The organism is Roseovarius litoreus (assembly GCF_900142765.1).
GTDB classification, from domain to species: domain Bacteria; phylum Pseudomonadota; class Alphaproteobacteria; order Rhodobacterales; family Rhodobacteraceae; genus Roseovarius; species Roseovarius litoreus.
This window is the reverse complement of record NZ_FRCB01000002.1, coordinates 120044-135735: the sequence shown is the minus strand read 5'-3', so window position 1 is coordinate 135735 and position 15692 is coordinate 120044. Positions and strand designations below refer to the sequence as shown.

At 62.4% G+C, this 15692-nt stretch carries 14 protein-coding genes; 6 read left to right on the top strand and 8 right to left on the bottom strand.

What is annotated here, in order from left to right:
* Nucleotides 1–158 precede the first annotated feature (158 nt).
* Complete coding sequence (locus F3H35_RS04910) at nt 159–782, top strand: J domain-containing protein (RefSeq protein WP_149778515.1); 624 nt, start codon at nt 159–161, stop codon at nt 780–782.
* Nucleotides 783–889: 107 nt separating this feature from the next.
* Here F3H35_RS04910 and msrB read toward each other — a convergent pair whose 3' ends face one another.
* The 4 genes from msrB to F3H35_RS04890 all read right to left on the bottom strand — a co-directional run bounded on the left by msrB (nt 890) and on the right by F3H35_RS04890 (nt 3353).
* Entirely contained in the window at nt 890–1366 is a 477-nt protein-coding gene (gene msrB / locus F3H35_RS04905; protein WP_149778514.1) for a peptide-methionine (R)-S-oxide reductase MsrB, read from the bottom strand.
* A gap of 86 nt (nt 1367–1452) precedes the next feature.
* Nucleotides 1453–2013: a fasciclin domain-containing protein gene (locus F3H35_RS04900; RefSeq protein ID WP_149778513.1), complete on the bottom strand. Its 561-nt coding sequence runs from the start codon at nt 2011–2013 to the stop codon at nt 1453–1455.
* Between the two features lie 90 nt (nt 2014–2103).
* Nucleotides 2104–2814, bottom strand: coding sequence for an anti-sigma factor (locus tag F3H35_RS04895; protein WP_188129867.1), 711 nt, complete (start codon nt 2812–2814; stop codon nt 2104–2106).
* Nucleotides 2811–3353, bottom strand: coding sequence for a sigma-70 family RNA polymerase sigma factor (locus tag F3H35_RS04890; protein WP_149778511.1), 543 nt, complete (start codon nt 3351–3353; stop codon nt 2811–2813). The genes F3H35_RS04895 and F3H35_RS04890 overlap by 4 nt, the downstream gene beginning before the upstream one ends.
* A 146-nt stretch (nt 3354–3499) precedes the next feature.
* On the opposite strand from F3H35_RS04890, the gene cobS reads away from it, so the two are divergent.
* The 4 genes from cobS (at nt 3500) to F3H35_RS04870 (ending at nt 8826) form a co-directional block, all read left to right on the top strand.
* Nucleotides 3500–4486 carry a cobaltochelatase subunit CobS gene (gene cobS / locus F3H35_RS04885; RefSeq protein ID WP_149778510.1) on the top strand — a complete coding sequence of 329 codons (987 nt, stop codon included), beginning with the start codon at nt 3500–3502 and terminating at the stop codon, nt 4484–4486.
* Nucleotides 4487–4593: 107 nt separating this feature from the next.
* Entirely contained in the window at nt 4594–6471 is a 1878-nt protein-coding gene (cobT, locus tag F3H35_RS04880; RefSeq protein ID WP_149778509.1) for a cobaltochelatase subunit CobT, read from the top strand.
* A gap of 148 nt (nt 6472–6619) precedes the next feature.
* Nucleotides 6620–8422 carry an aminopeptidase P family protein gene (locus tag F3H35_RS04875; RefSeq protein ID WP_149778508.1) on the top strand — a complete coding sequence of 601 codons (1803 nt, stop codon included), beginning with the start codon at nt 6620–6622 and terminating at the stop codon, nt 8420–8422.
* 62 nt (nt 8423–8484) lie between these two features.
* A complete protein-coding gene (locus F3H35_RS04870; RefSeq protein WP_149778507.1) occupies nt 8485–8826 on the top strand; it encodes a DUF427 domain-containing protein in 342 nt (113 codons plus the stop codon).
* 27 nt (nt 8827–8853) lie between these two features.
* Here F3H35_RS04870 and F3H35_RS04865 read toward each other — a convergent pair whose 3' ends face one another.
* Nucleotides 8854–10542 (bottom strand): chloride channel protein, encoded by a 1689-nt coding sequence (locus F3H35_RS04865; protein ID WP_149778506.1) that lies wholly within the window; start codon nt 10540–10542, stop codon nt 8854–8856.
* Between the two features lie 85 nt (nt 10543–10627).
* On the opposite strand from F3H35_RS04865, the gene F3H35_RS04860 reads away from it, so the two are divergent.
* A complete protein-coding gene (locus F3H35_RS04860; protein ID WP_149778505.1) occupies nt 10628–12004 on the top strand; it encodes an FAD-binding oxidoreductase in 1377 nt (458 codons plus the stop codon).
* A 31-nt stretch (nt 12005–12035) separates the two neighbouring features.
* Here the strand turns inward: F3H35_RS04860 and recN are convergent, their stop codons facing one another.
* The 3 genes from recN to lpxC all read right to left on the bottom strand — a co-directional run bounded on the left by recN (nt 12036) and on the right by lpxC (nt 15602).
* Nucleotides 12036–13685, bottom strand: a complete 1650-nt coding sequence (gene recN, locus F3H35_RS04855) for a DNA repair protein RecN (protein ID WP_149778504.1) — start codon at nt 13683–13685, stop codon at nt 12036–12038.
* A 39-nt stretch (nt 13686–13724) separates the two neighbouring features.
* Nucleotides 13725–14573: an outer membrane protein assembly factor BamD gene (locus F3H35_RS04850; protein ID WP_149778503.1), complete on the bottom strand. Its 849-nt coding sequence runs from the start codon at nt 14571–14573 to the stop codon at nt 13725–13727.
* A gap of 108 nt (nt 14574–14681) precedes the next feature.
* Nucleotides 14682–15602 (bottom strand): UDP-3-O-acyl-N-acetylglucosamine deacetylase, encoded by a 921-nt coding sequence (lpxC, locus tag F3H35_RS04845; protein WP_149778797.1) that lies wholly within the window; start codon nt 15600–15602, stop codon nt 14682–14684.
* Nucleotides 15603–15692: the final 90 nt, after the last annotated feature.

The window sequence follows — 15692 nt, the reverse complement described above, 5'->3', positions numbered from 1 at the left end:
CCATAAGCCGCGCGTGGATTGCCGGTATCGCACGCGGCCTGACGCTGATGGCGCATAAAAGATAATGCTGGCCGATACACAAACTTTTTTGTCCGTCGCCCCTTCAATTTCCACGTGTTTGCAATAAACTCCACCCTCCGAGTCGCAAAGGTAGAGCCATGTCCAAGACAGATCCCTTCGGTTTCGACATGTCGGTTTCGTCGGCGAAGAAGAAGAATCCTCGCGGGCGCCGAGGCATGTCGGGCGCGTCCGAAACCTCAACGCGCATTTGCGAGAAAGACGGCTGTCAGGAGCCGGGCAAATACCGCGCGCCCAAGGCTCCGGATGTGCTGGATGAGTATTTCTGGTTCTGCAAGGATCATGTGCGCGAATACAATCAGGAGTGGAACTTCTTCCACGGCACCACCGAGGCCGAGATGAACGCGCAGATGTCCAAGGACAAGGTCTGGGAGCGCGAGACAAAGGCTTTCGTCGATCCCGAGCAGCGCGCGTGGGCCCGTCTGGGGATCGAAGACCCCCATCAGGTGCTTGGCGGCAATGCGACGCAGAATCCGGGCCGCGCCAAGGTCGGGGGGCGCAAGCTGCCGCCGACGGAACGGCGCGCGATCGAGATCCTCGAGGCCAAGGACGACTGGACCAAGATGGAAATCCGGAAATCCTACAAGGCGCTGATCAAGGTGCTGCATCCCGACATCAATGGTGGGGACCGCAGCCAGGAAGAACAGCTGCAGCAGGTTGTCTGGGCCTGGGACCAGATCAAGCAGAGCCGCAATTTCAAGTAAAGCGGGACGCAAGGCCATTCACATGGCCTTGCCAGCGCGATTTCAAAATCGCGCGTCTCGGTGCATCGAAGCGCCATCACCACGAGCGGAGGCAGGTATCCTTCGGATCAGGCTGGCTTGAACACCAGGCTGACGCCGTTGATGCAGTGGCGCTTGCCGGTCGGCTGAGGGCCGTCGTCGAAGATATGCCCCAGATGACTGCCGCAGCGCGCGCAATGACATTCCGTGCGCGGAATGACGAGTTTCCAGTCACGTTTGGTGCCGATGGCCTGATCGTCGACCGCTTGCCAGAAGCTGGGCCAGCCGGTGCCGCTGTCGAACTTGTGCTGGCTTGAATAAAGCGCAAGATCGCACCCGCGGCAATGATAGGTCCCGGCGGTCTTGAGGTCATGCAGGGGCGATGTGAAGGCGCGTTCGGTGCCTTCCTTGCGCATCACCTTGTATTCCAGATCGCTGAGCATGGCTTTCCATTCGGCATCGGTGCGGGTCACCTCGAACGCGCCCGGCGCGGCCCCGCCCCTGCCGGAGATCGACAGGACCGCACTTGCGGTCATGATCGTTGCGATCGCTCTGCGTCGGTTCATGGCGGCTCTCCTTTGGCTTTATACCTGGCAAAAATGAGCTGCGCGGGGCCGATGCGCAATGCACGGCCCCGCACGATGCTGTGATCTCAGGACTGCGGGGGCAGAATGACCCTGTCGACCACATGGATCACGCCGTTGGACTGCTGCACGTCGGCGATGGTCACGTTGATGACTCGGCCGCGTTCATCCTCGAGCATGATGCTGTCGCCCTTGTAGGTGGCCTGCAGCGTGCACGTCCCGAGCGTGGGAACGGGATGCACGCCACCGTCATCGTCGATCATGCCCTTGATCGCCATCGACATCGCTTCGGCGCCGACCACGTGGCATTTGAGGATGTTGGCCAGTTGCGCCTTGGCCTCGGGCTGAAGCAGCGCCTCGACCGTGCCTTCCTTGAGCATGCCGAAAGCCGCATCGGTCGGCGCGAAGACGGTGAACGGACCATCGGAGTTCAGCACATCGACAAGGCCTGCCGCCTGCACCGCGGCCACAAGGGTTTCATGGTCCTTGGAGTTCACGGCATTTTCGACGATCGTCTTGTCGGCGAACATCGGCGCGCCGCCCACCATCGGGTTGTCGGCACTGGCCACGGATGCGCCGAGGCCAAGTGCAGCGACGGCTGTTGCTGCGAAAAAAGTTGATCTGAACATGAGAAGTCCTCCTGATTTATAATCCCGGGCGCAAATGCCCGCAGACCCCGAAGTCACGCAGGGAGGATCAGGAAGTTTCAGAAATCGGTCTCACGTGTTCGTGATCTGCGCCACGGCCAGCACAGCACCGGTCGGTGCGCCCGTGGGCGAGCCGCCTTCGGGTTCGTCAGATACCGCCAGTGCAGCCCCCTCGAGCCGGGGGCGCAGAGCCTCGGGGATGTCGATCACTCCGGCGCGCGCGTCGGGCAATACCCCAAGGGAGACCGGCGCATCGGAGCCTGCGATCAGCCAAAGCTCAAGGGTACGATTCTGCGCCGGGGCGCCGCTTTGGCGCTCGACGAAGAGTGTGCCCTGCTGCGCGTCATAGGCTGCAAAGAGGATCAGGTTGCGTTCTTCGGACACAAGTTCCGCGACATAGGCCGGATCAGAGGGGCCAGACGGGCCGCGCTGCATCAGGTCCGCACCGACGATCAGCGCCAGCACAAGGACAGTGGCGGTTATGCCGCCCATCAGGGTTCCGAGCCACCCGCCCGACCAGGCGGCAGAGGGGCGCACTCGGCCGCGCGATCCGAAAAGCCGTTCTTCGGTCCCGGCCCAAATCTGAGGCGGGGGGGCGACAGGGTCGATCCGGTCGGTCAGCCGGGCCAGATCCTCGGCCCAGTCGGCATAAAGTGCGCGCAACTGGGGCTCGGATGCGAGACGCGCCTCGAAAGCCACCGCCTCGTCGGGCGGCAGAAGGCCAAGGGCATATTCCCCCGCCAGGGCCTTGTCGGCATCACGTTCCGGCAACGCGTCGCTCATCGCGAGAGGCACTCCCTCAGTTTCAGCAGGCTGCGCCGCAGCCATGTCCGCATCGTGTTCAGCGGCACGTCGAACCGTACCGCAAGATCGGCATAGGTCTCGCCGTCAAGATAGGCGCCTTTTACCGCCTGCGCATGTCTTTCGTCCAATTCTCCAAGGCATCCGGTCAGACGCGCACTGTCCGAGGCGGCCATGGCGCGCGCTTCGGGGCCGGGCGCCGGATCGGCCTGCAGGTCCGCGCCGTCGCTGTCGCCGGACATCGCGCGCCGGCGGCGCAAACGATCTATAGAGGCATTGCGGGCAATGGTGATCAGCCATGTCATCGGACTCAGACCGTTCACCTGATACTGCCCGGCATTGCGCCAGATCTTCACGTAAACGTCCTGCAGCACATCCTCGGCCTCGGAGCGGTCTTGCAAGACACGCAGGCAAATGCCGAATAGTTTCGCTGATGTCGCCTGATAGAGCGCCGCGAATGCCCGCCTGTCGCCCATGGCGCATCGAGCCAGCCAGTTTTCGATGTCATTACGACTCGCCATGCTTGCTTTTCTATTGCAGCCACAGGAGGTGTCCAGAGACGTTTGCGTCCGGCACCATGCAATTCCCGCCCTTCCCCTTGCTCTCGGACGCAATATGTTGCACCACGGAAACCAAACTCAGGATACCCGATTAAAGGACTGCGCGAATGGCTGACGGCAGCATCGATGTAAACGCGAAACCGACCGAGGAAATCTCGGTGCGCGAAGTTTTCGGCATCGACACGGACATGATTGTAAAAGGCTTTCCCGATCGCACCGAGCGTGTGCCCGAGAATGACAGCACCTACAAGTTCGATCCCGACACGACACTGGCGATCCTTGCCGGGTTCAGCCATAACCGCCGCGTCATGGTGCAAGGCTATCACGGCACGGGCAAATCCACGCATATCGAACAGGTGGCGAGCCGCTTGAACTGGCCCTGCGTGCGCGTCAATCTCGACAGTCATATCAGCCGGATCGACCTGATCGGCAAGGATGCGATCAAGCTGCGCGATGGCAAGCAGGTGACCGAGTTCCACGAAGGCATCCTGCCTTGGGCGCTGCGCAATCCGACGGCAATCGTGTTCGACGAATACGATGCGGGCCGGGCCGACGTGATGTTCGTGATCCAGCGCGTGCTGGAGGCCGATGGCAAGCTGACGCTGCTGGACCAGAACGAGGTGATCTCGCCCAACCCGTATTTCCGCCTTTTCGCCACGGCCAACACGGTTGGCCTGGGCGACACGACGGGGCTTTATCACGGCACCCAGCAGATCAACCAGGGTCAGATGGACCGTTGGAGCCTTGTCGCGACGCTCAATTATCTCAGCCATGACGCGGAAACCAACATCGTGCTGGCCAAGAACCCGGTCTACAACACCGCCGCCGGACGCAAGACCATCAGCCAGATGGTGACGGTCGCCGATCTCAGCCGCACCGCCTTCATGAATGGCGAGCTGTCCACGGTGATGAGTCCGCGCACGGTGATCGCATGGGCGCAGAACGCCACGATCTTCCGCGATGTGGGCTATGCTTTCCGGCTGACCTTCCTCAACAAATGCGACGAGCTGGAGCGGCAGACGGTGGCCGAGTTCTATCAGCGCTGCTTTGACGAGGAACTGCCCGAAAGCGCCGCCAGCATGAGCCTTGGGTGAGACTGACCACGGGCATGTCAGGCGCCACGGGCGCATCAGGAACTGACGGGCCGGGCGACGGGAGCCCCATCGCCCCCGCTGCAGTCCGCCGAGGAGAGTGAACGCGCATGGCGCAGAAAACCGACAATCCGGCCGATCCGTTCAAGAAGGCGCTGGCCCAAGCGACCAAGGTGATGGCCGACGATTCCGATCTGAACGTCAGCTATTCGGTCGATCCTGCCGGACTGTCGGGCGATTCCCTGCGCTTGCCGCAGATCAGCCGCCGCATGACACGCGACGAGGTTCTGCAGGCACGCGGCACCGCCGATGCCCTTGCGCTGCGGCACAGATATCACGATGCCGCCACCCATGCGCGCTATTCCCCGGCGGGCGAGATGGCGCGCGATCTGTATGAAGCCATGGAAACCGCCCGCTGCGAGGCGATCGGCGCGCGTCACATGCCCGGCACGGCAGGCAATATCGACGCCAAGATCGGTGCCGAGGCCGACAGGCTGGGCTATGGCGGGATCACCACCCCCGCCGATGCGCCGCTGGCCACGGCGGCAGGCTATCTTGTGCGGCATCTGGCCACCGGGCGCGATCTGCCGCCCGCCGCTCAGAACGTCATGAACCTGTGGCGCGATTTCATCGAGCAGCAGGCCGGCGGCACGCTGGAAAATCTGGAAAAGACGCTGGCGGACCAGACTGAGTTCGCCCGGTTTGCCCGCAAGGTGATCGAGGATCTGGGATATGGCGACCAGTTGGGCGACGATCCCGACGCCCCCGATGACGATCAGGACGACGAGGCCGAACAGACCCCCGAGGAAGACGAGCAGCCCGACAGCTCAGGTCAGGACGAGAGCGACGAAAGCGACGCCGAGGCCAATCCCGAGCAAAGTCAGGAGCAGCAGCAGGACGACGCGCAGGCCCAGGTCAGCATGGATGACATGGCCGATGAGGACATGGGCGAAGAGACCGAACTGCCAGAAGGCGAGGCCCCGATGGAGCCGCCCGCCCCTGCCCCGGTTTCGGATGCGGACCCAAATTACACCGTCTATTCCACCGAATATGACGAGGAAATCCGCGCCGAGGACCTGGCCGAACCGGTCGAACTTGAACGCTTGCGCGCCTATCTCGATCAGCAGCTCGATCCGCTGAAAGGCGCGGTAAGTCGGCTGGCCAACAAGCTGCAACGCCGCCTGCAGGCCCAGCAAAGCCGCAGTTGGGAATTCGACCGCGAAGAAGGCATTCTGGACGCAGGGCGCCTTGCCCGCGTGGTGGCCAACCCGACCACCCCTCTGAGCTTCAAGGTCGAGAAGGACATGGAGTTCCGCGACACGGTGGTGACGCTGCTTCTGGACAATTCCGGGTCTATGCGCGGGCGACCGATCTCGATTGCCGCGATCTGCGCCGATGTTCTGGCCCGCACGCTGGAAAGATGCAGCGTCAAGGTCGAGATCCTGGGCTTCACCACCCGCGCCTGGAAGGGAGGTCAAAGCCGCGAGGCATGGCTGAACGAGGGGCGCCGGCAGGTTCCCGGGCGGCTCAACGATCTGCGCCACATCATCTACAAATCCGCCGATGCGCCGATGCGGCGCACTCGGGACAATCTGGGCCTGATGATGAAAGAGGGGCTGCTCAAGGAAAATATCGACGGTGAAGCGCTGGAATGGGCACATCGGCGGCTGGCTGGCCGCAAGGAGGCGCGCAAGATCATGATGGTGATCTCGGACGGCGCCCCGGTCGATGACAGTACCCTGTCGGTGAACCCCGCGAATTACCTTGAAAAGCACCTGCGCGACGTGATCGCGATGATCGAGCGGCGCAAGGCGGTCGAATTGCTGGCCATCGGTATCGGCCATGACGTGACGCGCTATTACGACCGCGCGGTGACCATCACCGATGTCGATCAGCTGGCCGGTGCGATGACCGAGCAGTTGGCGGCCCTGTTCGATCCCGATCCGCGCGCCCGCGCAAGGATCATGGGCATCCGCAAGGCAGGCTGAGCACGATCGTTTCGCGGCTTTTGGTCTTTGCACCATGACGGCGGGCTCTGCCCTGCCGCGCGGTTCGATTGTCCGACCGTTGGGAGATTGATCTTCGCGGCGCGGTTCTCTAGCACTTACGAGCCGCGCTCGCCCAAAGGAGATTGCCATGTTCCAGTCCTTCGATGACACCGCGTCTCCGGATCAGGGGCCATCCCGGCTTGCCCTGTTGCGCGACGCCATCGCTGCCGACGGTCTTTCGGGGTTTCTGGTGCCGCGCGCCGATGCGCACCAGGGCGAGTATGTCGCGGACTGCGACAATAGATTGGCATGGCTTACGGGATTCACCGGATCGGCAGGCTTCTGTGCCGTTCTGGCCGAGCGCGCGGGTGTGTTCGTGGATGGCCGGTATCGCACGCAAGTCCGCGCGCAAGTGGACGGCGCGCATTTCACCCCGGTGGACTGGCCAGAGGTGAAGCTGACCGACTGGCTCAAGCGGCACCTGCCGAATGGCGGCGTCATTGGTTTTGATCCTTGGCTTTACACACCGACGCAGATCGAGGCGGCGGAAAAAGAGCTGAGCGGCACCGCCATCAGCCTCAAGCCGACCCGCAACCTGATCGACCGGTTCTGGGCCGATCAACCCGCGCCGCCCTGCGGGGCGATCCGCGTCTATCCCGAGGATCTGGCGGGCGAGTCGCATAGTGACAAGCGCCGCCGTGTAGCTGCGGCCCTGCGCAATGCGGGACATACATGCGCGGTGATCACCCTGCCCGACTCGATCGCGTGGCTGCTCAATATCCGCGGCAGCGACATTCCCCGCAATCCGGTTCCCCATGCCTTTGCCGTGCTGCATTCGGACGCGCATCTGACGCTCTATGTCGAGGCAGGCAAACTGGACGAGGCCGTAAGAGAGCATCTGGGAGAGGATGTCACCATCCGCCCGCCAAGCGCCTTCGCCCCGGGGCTGCGCAGTCTTGGCGGCCCTGTGCGTCTGGACAAGGGCAGCGTGCCTGTCTGGGTCGCCAGCCAGCTGGACGAGGCGAATGTCTCGCATGTCTGGGGGGATGATCCCTGCATCCTGCCCAAAGCCTGCAAAAGCCGCGCCGAGATCGCCGCCACCCGCGAGGCGCATCTGCGCGATGGGGCTGCGGTTTGTGCGTTTCTTGCCTGGTTTGACGATCAGCCCCCCGGCACGCTCACCGAAATCGACGTGGTCACCGAGCTTGAAGCCTGCCGCCGGGCAACTGGCAAGCTTCTGGATATCAGCTTCGACACCATCGCCGGGAGCGGCCCGAACGGCGCTCTGGCGCATTACCGGGTGACACGCAAGACAAACCGGGTGCTGACCGATGGAGACCTGCTGGTGCTCGACAGCGGCGGGCAATATCTGGATGGCACCACCGACATCACGCGCACCCTGCCCGTGGGCCAACCCGGCCCGGACGAGCGGGCGGCTTTCACACGGGTTCTGCAGGGGATGATCGCGATGAGCCGCACCCGTTGGCCACGCGGTCTGTCCGGGCGCGATCTGGATGCGATTGCGCGGCATCCGCTATGGTTGGCCGATCAGGATTACGGCCACGGGACAGGGCATGGCGTGGGCGTGCATCTGTGCGTTCACGAAGGCCCGCAGCGCCTGTCGAAAAGCGGCGAGGTCACGCTGGAGCCGGGGATGATCCTGTCGAACGAGCCCGGATATTACCGCGAGGGCGCTTTTGGCATCCGTATCGAAAATCTGCTCGTCGTCACCGAGGCGCAGACCCTGCCCGGCGGCGACGCCAGCGGCAAGCTGTGTTTCGAGACGCTGAGTTTCGTTCCCATCGACCGCCGACTGATCGTGCTGGAGATGCTGACAGGTCCCGAGCGCGACTGGCTCAATGCCTATCATGCTGAATGTTGGGAAAAAATCGGGCCTCGGATGTCGGGGCCGGCTGAATTATGGTTGCGCCAGGCAACCGATCCCCTGTGACACATTGCTGTAACAAAGCGACGGCACTTGAGGACGTGAAGAAAAACAAGAAAGGGACGATGATGGCTGATATCACCATACGTAAGGCCGAAGGCACATGGACAGTTCGTGCAGGCGGAGCGGTTCTTGCAGAAAGCAAGAACGCGCTGGAACTCGTCGAAGACGGGTATCCGTTCGTGATCTATTTTCCGCGCGACGATATCGCCATGGCCTTTCTCGATGAAACCGATCACCGGACGACCTGCCCCAAAAAGGGCGAGGCGCATTATTATTCCATCGTGACGAAAAGCCAGACGCTTGAAAACGCGGCCTGGAGTTACCCGGACCCCAAGGACGATGTCGCCCGGATCAAGGATCATCTGGCGTTTTACAGCAGCGATGCCGTCACGGTCGAACGGGTCTGACACCGGTTTGATCGCTGCCTGGGCGCGCTAGCTGTGTTCTTCTTCGGACACCGCCGCCAGCGCCCTATTGTACATCTTGAGAGCATCGACATGGAACAGCGCGCCCAGCAATTCGGGCGGCTGTCCCTCGCCCTTGAGCATGACCACAGGAAGAAACGGGACCCCCGTTCGGTCAAAGACCGGCATCGCCGCTTCTAGCGTGGCGTTGCCGTCGACATAGAGCCCCTGCTCGATCAGCTCCCAGCATTTTTCCTCGCGGGCCGGGCGTTCGTGATCGGACTTGCGCATCAACCGTTCGACGCGGAACATCGCCAGAAGATAGCTTTGCGGTCCAGCGGCCAGCCGGCGCCCGCGCCGCTCAAGCTGCGTCAGGAAGAATGACCGCTTCACCAGCTTGGCGCCAAGCGCTGTCGACATCGACACCGCAACCATCACCGCAAGGCCCGTCTGCCAGTCACCGGTAAGTTCGAACACGATCAGCGTGGTCGAAATCGGCGCTCCCAGAACCGCCGCCGCGACAGCGCCCATTCCCGCCAAGGCATAAAGCGTGACCGAGCCCGACACCTCGGGCAGCAGCCCCGTGGCGATCAGCCCGAAGGCCAGCCCGGTCAGAGCGCCCACCATCAGCGATGGCGAGAACACCCCGCCGCCCATTCGACCGCCGATCGTGATCGACACCGCAAGCACCTTGAGAATGGCGAAGATCACCACCTCATGCAGCAAAAGCTGCCCGGTCAGGGCAAGAGAGGTCGTCTCGTATCCGACACCGATGATATGCGGAAACCAGATCGCCAGAACCCCCAGCAAGCCGCCCGCCACCGCCGGACGCAGCCATCGCGGCAAGCGGATTCGCTTTTGCATGTAACTGGCCATGTCTTCGGCAAAAAAGATCGAGTGCATCATCACCGTGGCGACAACACCGCAGACAAGCCCCAACAGAAGGAAAGCGGGCAATTCGACATAGAATTCCAGCACGCTGACCGTGGGCAGGGCGAATTCCGTGATGTCGCCGAATTCAAGGCGGTTGATGACCGTGCCCGCGACGCTGGCAATCACGATCGGGGCAAAGGCATGGAGCGCGAAATGGCGTAGCACCACCTCGAGCGCGAAAAGCGCCCCTGCAATCGGCGCGTTGAAAGACGCCGAGACCGCAGCGGCAACCGCGCAGCCCAGAAGATCGCGGCCGGTGATCCCATCAGCGTTGATCCGGTCGCTCACCCAGCTCGAAATGACGCCGGCCATATGCACGACCGGTCCCTCGCGCCCGGAAGACCCGCCCGTACCAAGCGTGATCAGCGACGCGAAGGCAGAGGCGACACCCTCACGCCCCTCGACCCGGCCATCGTTGAGCGCGGCCCCCTCGATCACATCCGAGACCGACCGCACCCGCGCATCATCGGTGAACAGATGCAAGATGATCCCGACGACCAGACCGCCGAGAATCGGCACGATCAAAACCCAATACCAGGGCAAGGTTTCAGCCAATGAATGCAAGTGGCCCGGATCATCGGAGCCATAGGCGAGGTTTTGCAGCGCGGCGATCCCCTTGCGGAACAACAACGCGGCAAAACCGGCGGCGATTCCTATCGCAAGGGCGATCAGCCAGAACTGGAACTGGCTTGGGCCCCGATGCAGCAGCACGTCCCAGCCGCTGCGCACGGCACCGCGCGCGGCGGTCGCCTTCTGTCGGAAAATAGACTGTTCGCCGTCGTTCATTGCCTGCCACTTGCCGGGTCCAGCGCTCTTTTCCCTGCGCTTTGCTTACCGTAACCTGAACCTGTCGCAGTTCTGGAGGGCAGTCATGGGCGTGCAGGAAGCAATCGCCGAGATATCAACGTTTCTAGGCCAACGGCTCAGCCGGTCCAAGTCCGATTTGAACCTGCATGGCAGAAGCGAAAGTCATTTTCCCTGCAGCCCACCGAATGCGGTCGCCTATCCTGAAACCACGGAAGAGGTCGCAAGGATCGTGAAGGCTTGCGCAAAGGCGGAATGCGCGGTGATCGGATGGGGAACCGGTACCTCGCTTGAGGGGCAGGCTCAGGCCTTTCAGGGAGGTATAAGCGTGGATTTCAGCCGGATGAACCGCATCCTTGCCGTGCATCCCGAAGACATGGACGTGACGGTTCAGCCGGGGGTGACGCGCGAATCGCTCAATGAAGACCTCCGCGCGACGGGTTTGTTCTTTCCCGTGGATCCCGGCGCCAATGCCTCGATCGGGGGCATGACCTCGACCCGTGCAAGCGGCACGACGGCGGTGCGCTATGGCACGATGCGCGACAATGTTCTGGGGCTTGAGGTGGTGACCGCTTCGGGCGAAGTGATCCGCACCGGCACGCGCGCGCGCAAATCTTCTTCGGGCTATGACCTGACGGGGCTGTTCGTGGGATCGGAAGGCACACTTGGTTTGATCACCGAGGTTACGTTGCGCCTGCACGGTCAACCCGAGGCGATATCAAGCGCGGTCTGCGGGTTCGAGACGGTCGGCGATGCGGTGCAGGCGGTTATCGAGACCATCCAGATGGGGATCCCGATGGCGCGGATCGAGCTGATGGATCCCGCCAGTGTCGCGGCCGTGAATGCCTATGCCGGGATGGACTTGCCTGAACGGCCGCATCTTCTTCTGGAGTTTCACGGCTCGGATGCAGGCGTGGGAGAACAGGCAGAAACCTTCGGACTGATCGCCGCCGAGCACCGCGGCACGGGCTTTGACTGGGCCACGCGACCCGAGGATCGCACCGCGCTCTGGACCATGCGGCACAATGCCTATCACGCGATCCTTGCCAGTCGCCCTGGGATGCGGGCCTTGGTCACCGACATTTGCGTGCCGATTTCGCGGCTGGCCGAGGCGATCGAGACGACCCGCGCGGATCTTGAAGCCACCGGCATACCCGGCCCGATACTGGGCCATGTCGGAGACGGCAATTTCCATGCGATCCTGCTTTTTGACGACACCGATACTGAAGCGGTCGGCAAAGCCATGGCCGTCTCGGAGCGCATGGTCGAATGCGCGCTGGCACTTGGCGGAACGGCGACCGGCGAGCACGGCATAGGCATCGGCAAACTGGGCTATATGGAGCGCGAACACGGGGCGGCCTGGGGCGTGATGGGCACGCTAAAGCGGGCGCTTGATCCAAAAGGTATCATGAACCCCGGCAAACTGGTCCCGCCTGACAGCTGACACCCGACGCCAGAGGAGGCGCTGCGACCGATCAGCCTGCCATCAGGGCTTCGGCCGCGGCCCGCGCCTCTGCCGTGATCCGGTCACCGGACAACATGCGGGCGATCTCGTCCACGCGGTCGGGCTGCGAAAGAGGCGTGACAGTCGACAAGGTGATATCGTGAACAACCTTCTTTTCCACGCGCCAGTGATGCGCGCCACGGGCGGCCACTTGCGGCGAGTGCGTGACCACCAGCACCTGCCCACCGCCGGCCAGTTGCGCAAGCCGCCGCCCCACCGCATCCGCCGTCGCCCCGCCGACACCGCGGTCGATCTCGTCGAAAATCATCGTCAGCCCTGAGTCGGTTCCGGTCAGACAGACTTTCAGAGCCAGAAGAAACCGGCTGAGTTCACCACCCGAGGCGATTTTGTTGAGCGGACCAGCAGGCGCACCGGGATTGGTTGCCACCGTGAATGTCACGTTGTCACGCCCGTCGGGTCCGGGATCCGAGCGCGTGATCTCGGTCGAGAAGACCGCACGTTCCATCTTGAGCGGCGCAAGTTCTGCAGTCACCGCATGATCCAGACGATCTGCGGCCTCTTTGCGCGCGTCTGTCAGCGCATCGGCGGTCGCGTCATACTCTGCCTGAGCCTGCGCAAGGGCCGTGCGCAACGCGGCGATATCGGCATCGCCCTGATCCAAAGCAGCAAGTTTCCTGCGCAGTTCAGTCGCGAAACTCGCCAGATCATCCGGGGCCACGCCATGTTTGCGGGCAAGCGCGCGGATCGCGAATAGACGTTCCTCGGTTTCTTCCAGTTCCAGAGGATTGAAGGTCAGCCCGTCAAGACAGCGGGTCACGCCCTGCGTCGCCTCGTCAAGCTCCACCATGGCGCGGCTCAGCGCGGCAATCGGCTCGTCCAATTGGCCTTCGGCGCGATCCGCCACCCCCTCAAGCCAGCGCAACGCGTCCCCCGCGGCGCCCTCGGCCCCTTCGAAGCCAAGGGCCGCCTGAGCGCGCAGGATATCTTCCCGAATACGCTCGGCCTGTTGCATCAAGCGGCGTCGCGCATCGAGCGCGTCATCCTCGCCTGGTTGGGGATCCAGAGCATCCAACTCGGTGACCGCATGACGCAGGAACTCTTCTTCGGTGCGCACCTCCTGCAAGGCAGCCTCGGCGCGAGACAGCGCCTTGCCCGCCTCGGCCACGGCGCGCCAGGCCGTCCTTGTCCGCGATTTCAGGTCGTTCAAGGCGCCGAAGGCATCCAGCAAGGCACGGTGTCCCTTTGGGTCCAGAAGACCGCGATCATCGTGCTGGCCGTGCAATTCCACCAAGGTATCCGAAAGACGGCGCAGCACCTCGCCAGAACATCGGCGATCATTGACCCAGGCGGTCTTGCGTCCGTCACTGGTATTGACCCGGCGCAGGATCAATTGATCCTCTTCAGGCAGGCCCGCATCCAACAAAACGGCACGGGCTGGATGATCCTTGGGCAGATCGAATTCGGCCACCACCTCGCCCTGATCGGCGCCCTGGCGAACCAGTTCGGCCCTCCCCCGCCAGCCCAGAACGAACCCGAGCGAGTCGAGCAGGATGGATTTTCCCGCACCGGTTTCGCCGGTCAGAACATTCAGCCCCGGCTGAAAGGCCAGTTCCAGATGGTCGATGATGAGAATGTCGCGGATATCAAGTGCACGCAGCATTGAATATGTCCCGGTGACGCCGACATTTCCGTCGCCGCATTACAGCCAGCGGCCCTGAATCATCTGGCGATAGATCTGACGCAGCCAGCTGTCGCCGGCGGCTTCCAGCGTCAGCCCCTGCCCCGTCAACAGCGTGTAGCTGTCCTCATACCATTGGGTGCCGCGGAAATTGTAGCCAAGGATCGCACCGGCTGTGCGCGCCTCGTCCGTGAGGCCAAGCGACAGATATGACTCGACCAAGCGGTGGAGCGCCTCGGCCGTGTGACTGGTGGTCTGGAAATCCTCGACCACGACACGGAAGCGATTGATCGCGGCCGAGAAATGATCCCCGCGCAGGTAGTACCGACCGATTTCCATTTCCTTGGCGGCCAGATGGTCGAAGGCCAGGTCGAACTTGAGAACCGAGGACTGGGCATATTCGCTGTCAGGATGGCGTTCGATGACTTCGCGCAGGGCTTGCAACGCCTGGAACGTGAGCCCCTGATCGCGCCCGACCTCGTCGATCTGATCATAATAGCTCAGTGCCAGCAGGTACTGCGCATAAGCCGCGTCTTCATCGGTCGGATAGAAATCGATGAACCGCTGCGCCGAGGCACGGCTGTTTTCATAATCTTCGGCCTGGTGATACGAGAAGGCCTGCATGATGAGCGCGCGCTTGGCCCATTCAGAGTATGGATACAGGCGCTCGACCTCGCCGAACACCTCGGCCGCAAGGTCGGGATCGTTCCTCGAAAGATCGTATTCTGCGCGTTCGAATATCTGTTCCGCGGTGTAGTTCTCGAAATCGACCTCGCCCCGTTCGACACGTGAATTCTCGCTGCACCCTGCAAGACCAAGGCCAACGACGATTGCACCGACCAGTGTTGCCCGGGACTTGCCGATTGTCATGCTGGAACTCACCTATCTTGCGCGATTTCGGACCGAAACCCAATTTATCTCGTTTGGTCCTAGCACATAAATTTCCGGTGCAAAACGTCTTTGGGCGTTTTTTGAACGTCAGGCGACTGCAGGAATTTCACCCCAATGGACGCCCACTCCGGGCAAGCGCGCTGCCGTGGTCTCGTCGCACAAAAGCGTCTCAAAGCTCCGGGGACGCGAGAAGAGTTCACACAGAAGATCATTTGTCAGCGCATGACCGGCGCGGAAGCCGTGATAATGCCCAAGGATCGGCATACCGGCCAGACCAAGATCGCCGACCGCGTCGAGCATCTTGTGGCGCACGGCCTCATCGTCGTGACGCAGGCCACCGGGGCTGAGAACGCGCGCGCCGTCCACGACGACCGCGTTTTCAAGTGTTCCGCCAAGCGCCAGACCGTTCGACCGCATCATGTCCACATCTGCCTTGCGGCAAAAGGTACGGCTCGTGCTGAGCTCTCGCACGAAGCTGCCATTCGACATGTTCAGGGTTTTCTTCTGACTGCCGATGGCGGCATCCTCGAACTCGATATCGAACTCGATCATGAGGCTGTCATGCGGCGTCAGACGCGCCCATGCCTGCCCGCGCCGCACCTCGACCGTTTCAAGCACCCTCAGGGCGCTGACAGGCGTACCAAGATGCTGGACGCCGCGCGACAGGATGCCACGAACGAAAGCAGCAGAACTTCCATCGAGGATCGGAATTTCCGGGCCGTCGATTTCGACGATGGCGTTATGGATTCCGCAACCGATCAAAGCTGCCATGATGTGTTCGACCGTCGATACGGTCGCGCCATAGCGGTTTTCCAGCAAGGTGCAGAGTGGCGACTGACGGACATTGCTCCAAAGGGCTGGAATCATCGCGTGATCCGGGGCCATGTCGCTACGGCGAAAGGCGATACCGTGCCCGGCTGCAGCCGGCAGGATCGTCGCACGAGCCGGCTTGCCGGAGTGCAGGCCGACGCCCTCGAACGAAACTGGAGTCTTGATCGTTGTCTGCAAGATGTCCCTCACGTCGTGGACGGACCACGCCTTTAATGATTAACAAGCGGTTTAAATCCCGGAAACCCAAGGCTCAACTCAATCTTTGCA

Bases quoted from the DNA above. Each gene is read 5' to 3' on its own strand.
- F3H35_RS04850 (WP_149778503.1), bottom strand. From the start codon at position 14,573: ATGACAATCGGCAAGTCCCGGGCAACACTGGTCGGTGCAATCGTCGTT.
- F3H35_RS04900 (WP_149778513.1), bottom strand. From the start codon at position 2,013: ATGTTCAGATCAACTTTTTTCGCAGCAACAGCCGTCGCTGCACTTGGC.
- F3H35_RS04895 (WP_188129867.1), bottom strand. From the start codon at position 2,814: ATGAGCGACGCGTTGCCGGAACGTGATGCCGACAAGGCCCTGGCGGGG.
- recN (WP_149778504.1), bottom strand. From the start codon at position 13,685: ATGCTGCGTGCACTTGATATCCGCGACATTCTCATCATCGACCATCTG.
- msrB (WP_149778514.1), bottom strand. From the start codon at position 1,366: ATGAACCGACGCAGAGCGATCGCAACGATCATGACCGCAAGTGCGGTC.
- cobT (WP_149778509.1), top strand. From the start codon at position 4,594: ATGGCGCAGAAAACCGACAATCCGGCCGATCCGTTCAAGAAGGCGCTG.
- cobS (WP_149778510.1), top strand. From the start codon at position 3,500: ATGGCTGACGGCAGCATCGATGTAAACGCGAAACCGACCGAGGAAATC.
- F3H35_RS04860 (WP_149778505.1), top strand. From the start codon at position 10,628: ATGGGCGTGCAGGAAGCAATCGCCGAGATATCAACGTTTCTAGGCCAA.
- F3H35_RS04870 (WP_149778507.1), top strand. From the start codon at position 8,485: ATGGCTGATATCACCATACGTAAGGCCGAAGGCACATGGACAGTTCGT.
- F3H35_RS04875 (WP_149778508.1), top strand. From the start codon at position 6,620: ATGTTCCAGTCCTTCGATGACACCGCGTCTCCGGATCAGGGGCCATCC.
- F3H35_RS04910 (WP_149778515.1), top strand. From the start codon at position 159: ATGTCCAAGACAGATCCCTTCGGTTTCGACATGTCGGTTTCGTCGGCG.
- F3H35_RS04890 (WP_149778511.1), bottom strand. From the start codon at position 3,353: ATGGCGAGTCGTAATGACATCGAAAACTGGCTGGCTCGATGCGCCATG.
- F3H35_RS04865 (WP_149778506.1), bottom strand. From the start codon at position 10,542: ATGAACGACGGCGAACAGTCTATTTTCCGACAGAAGGCGACCGCCGCG.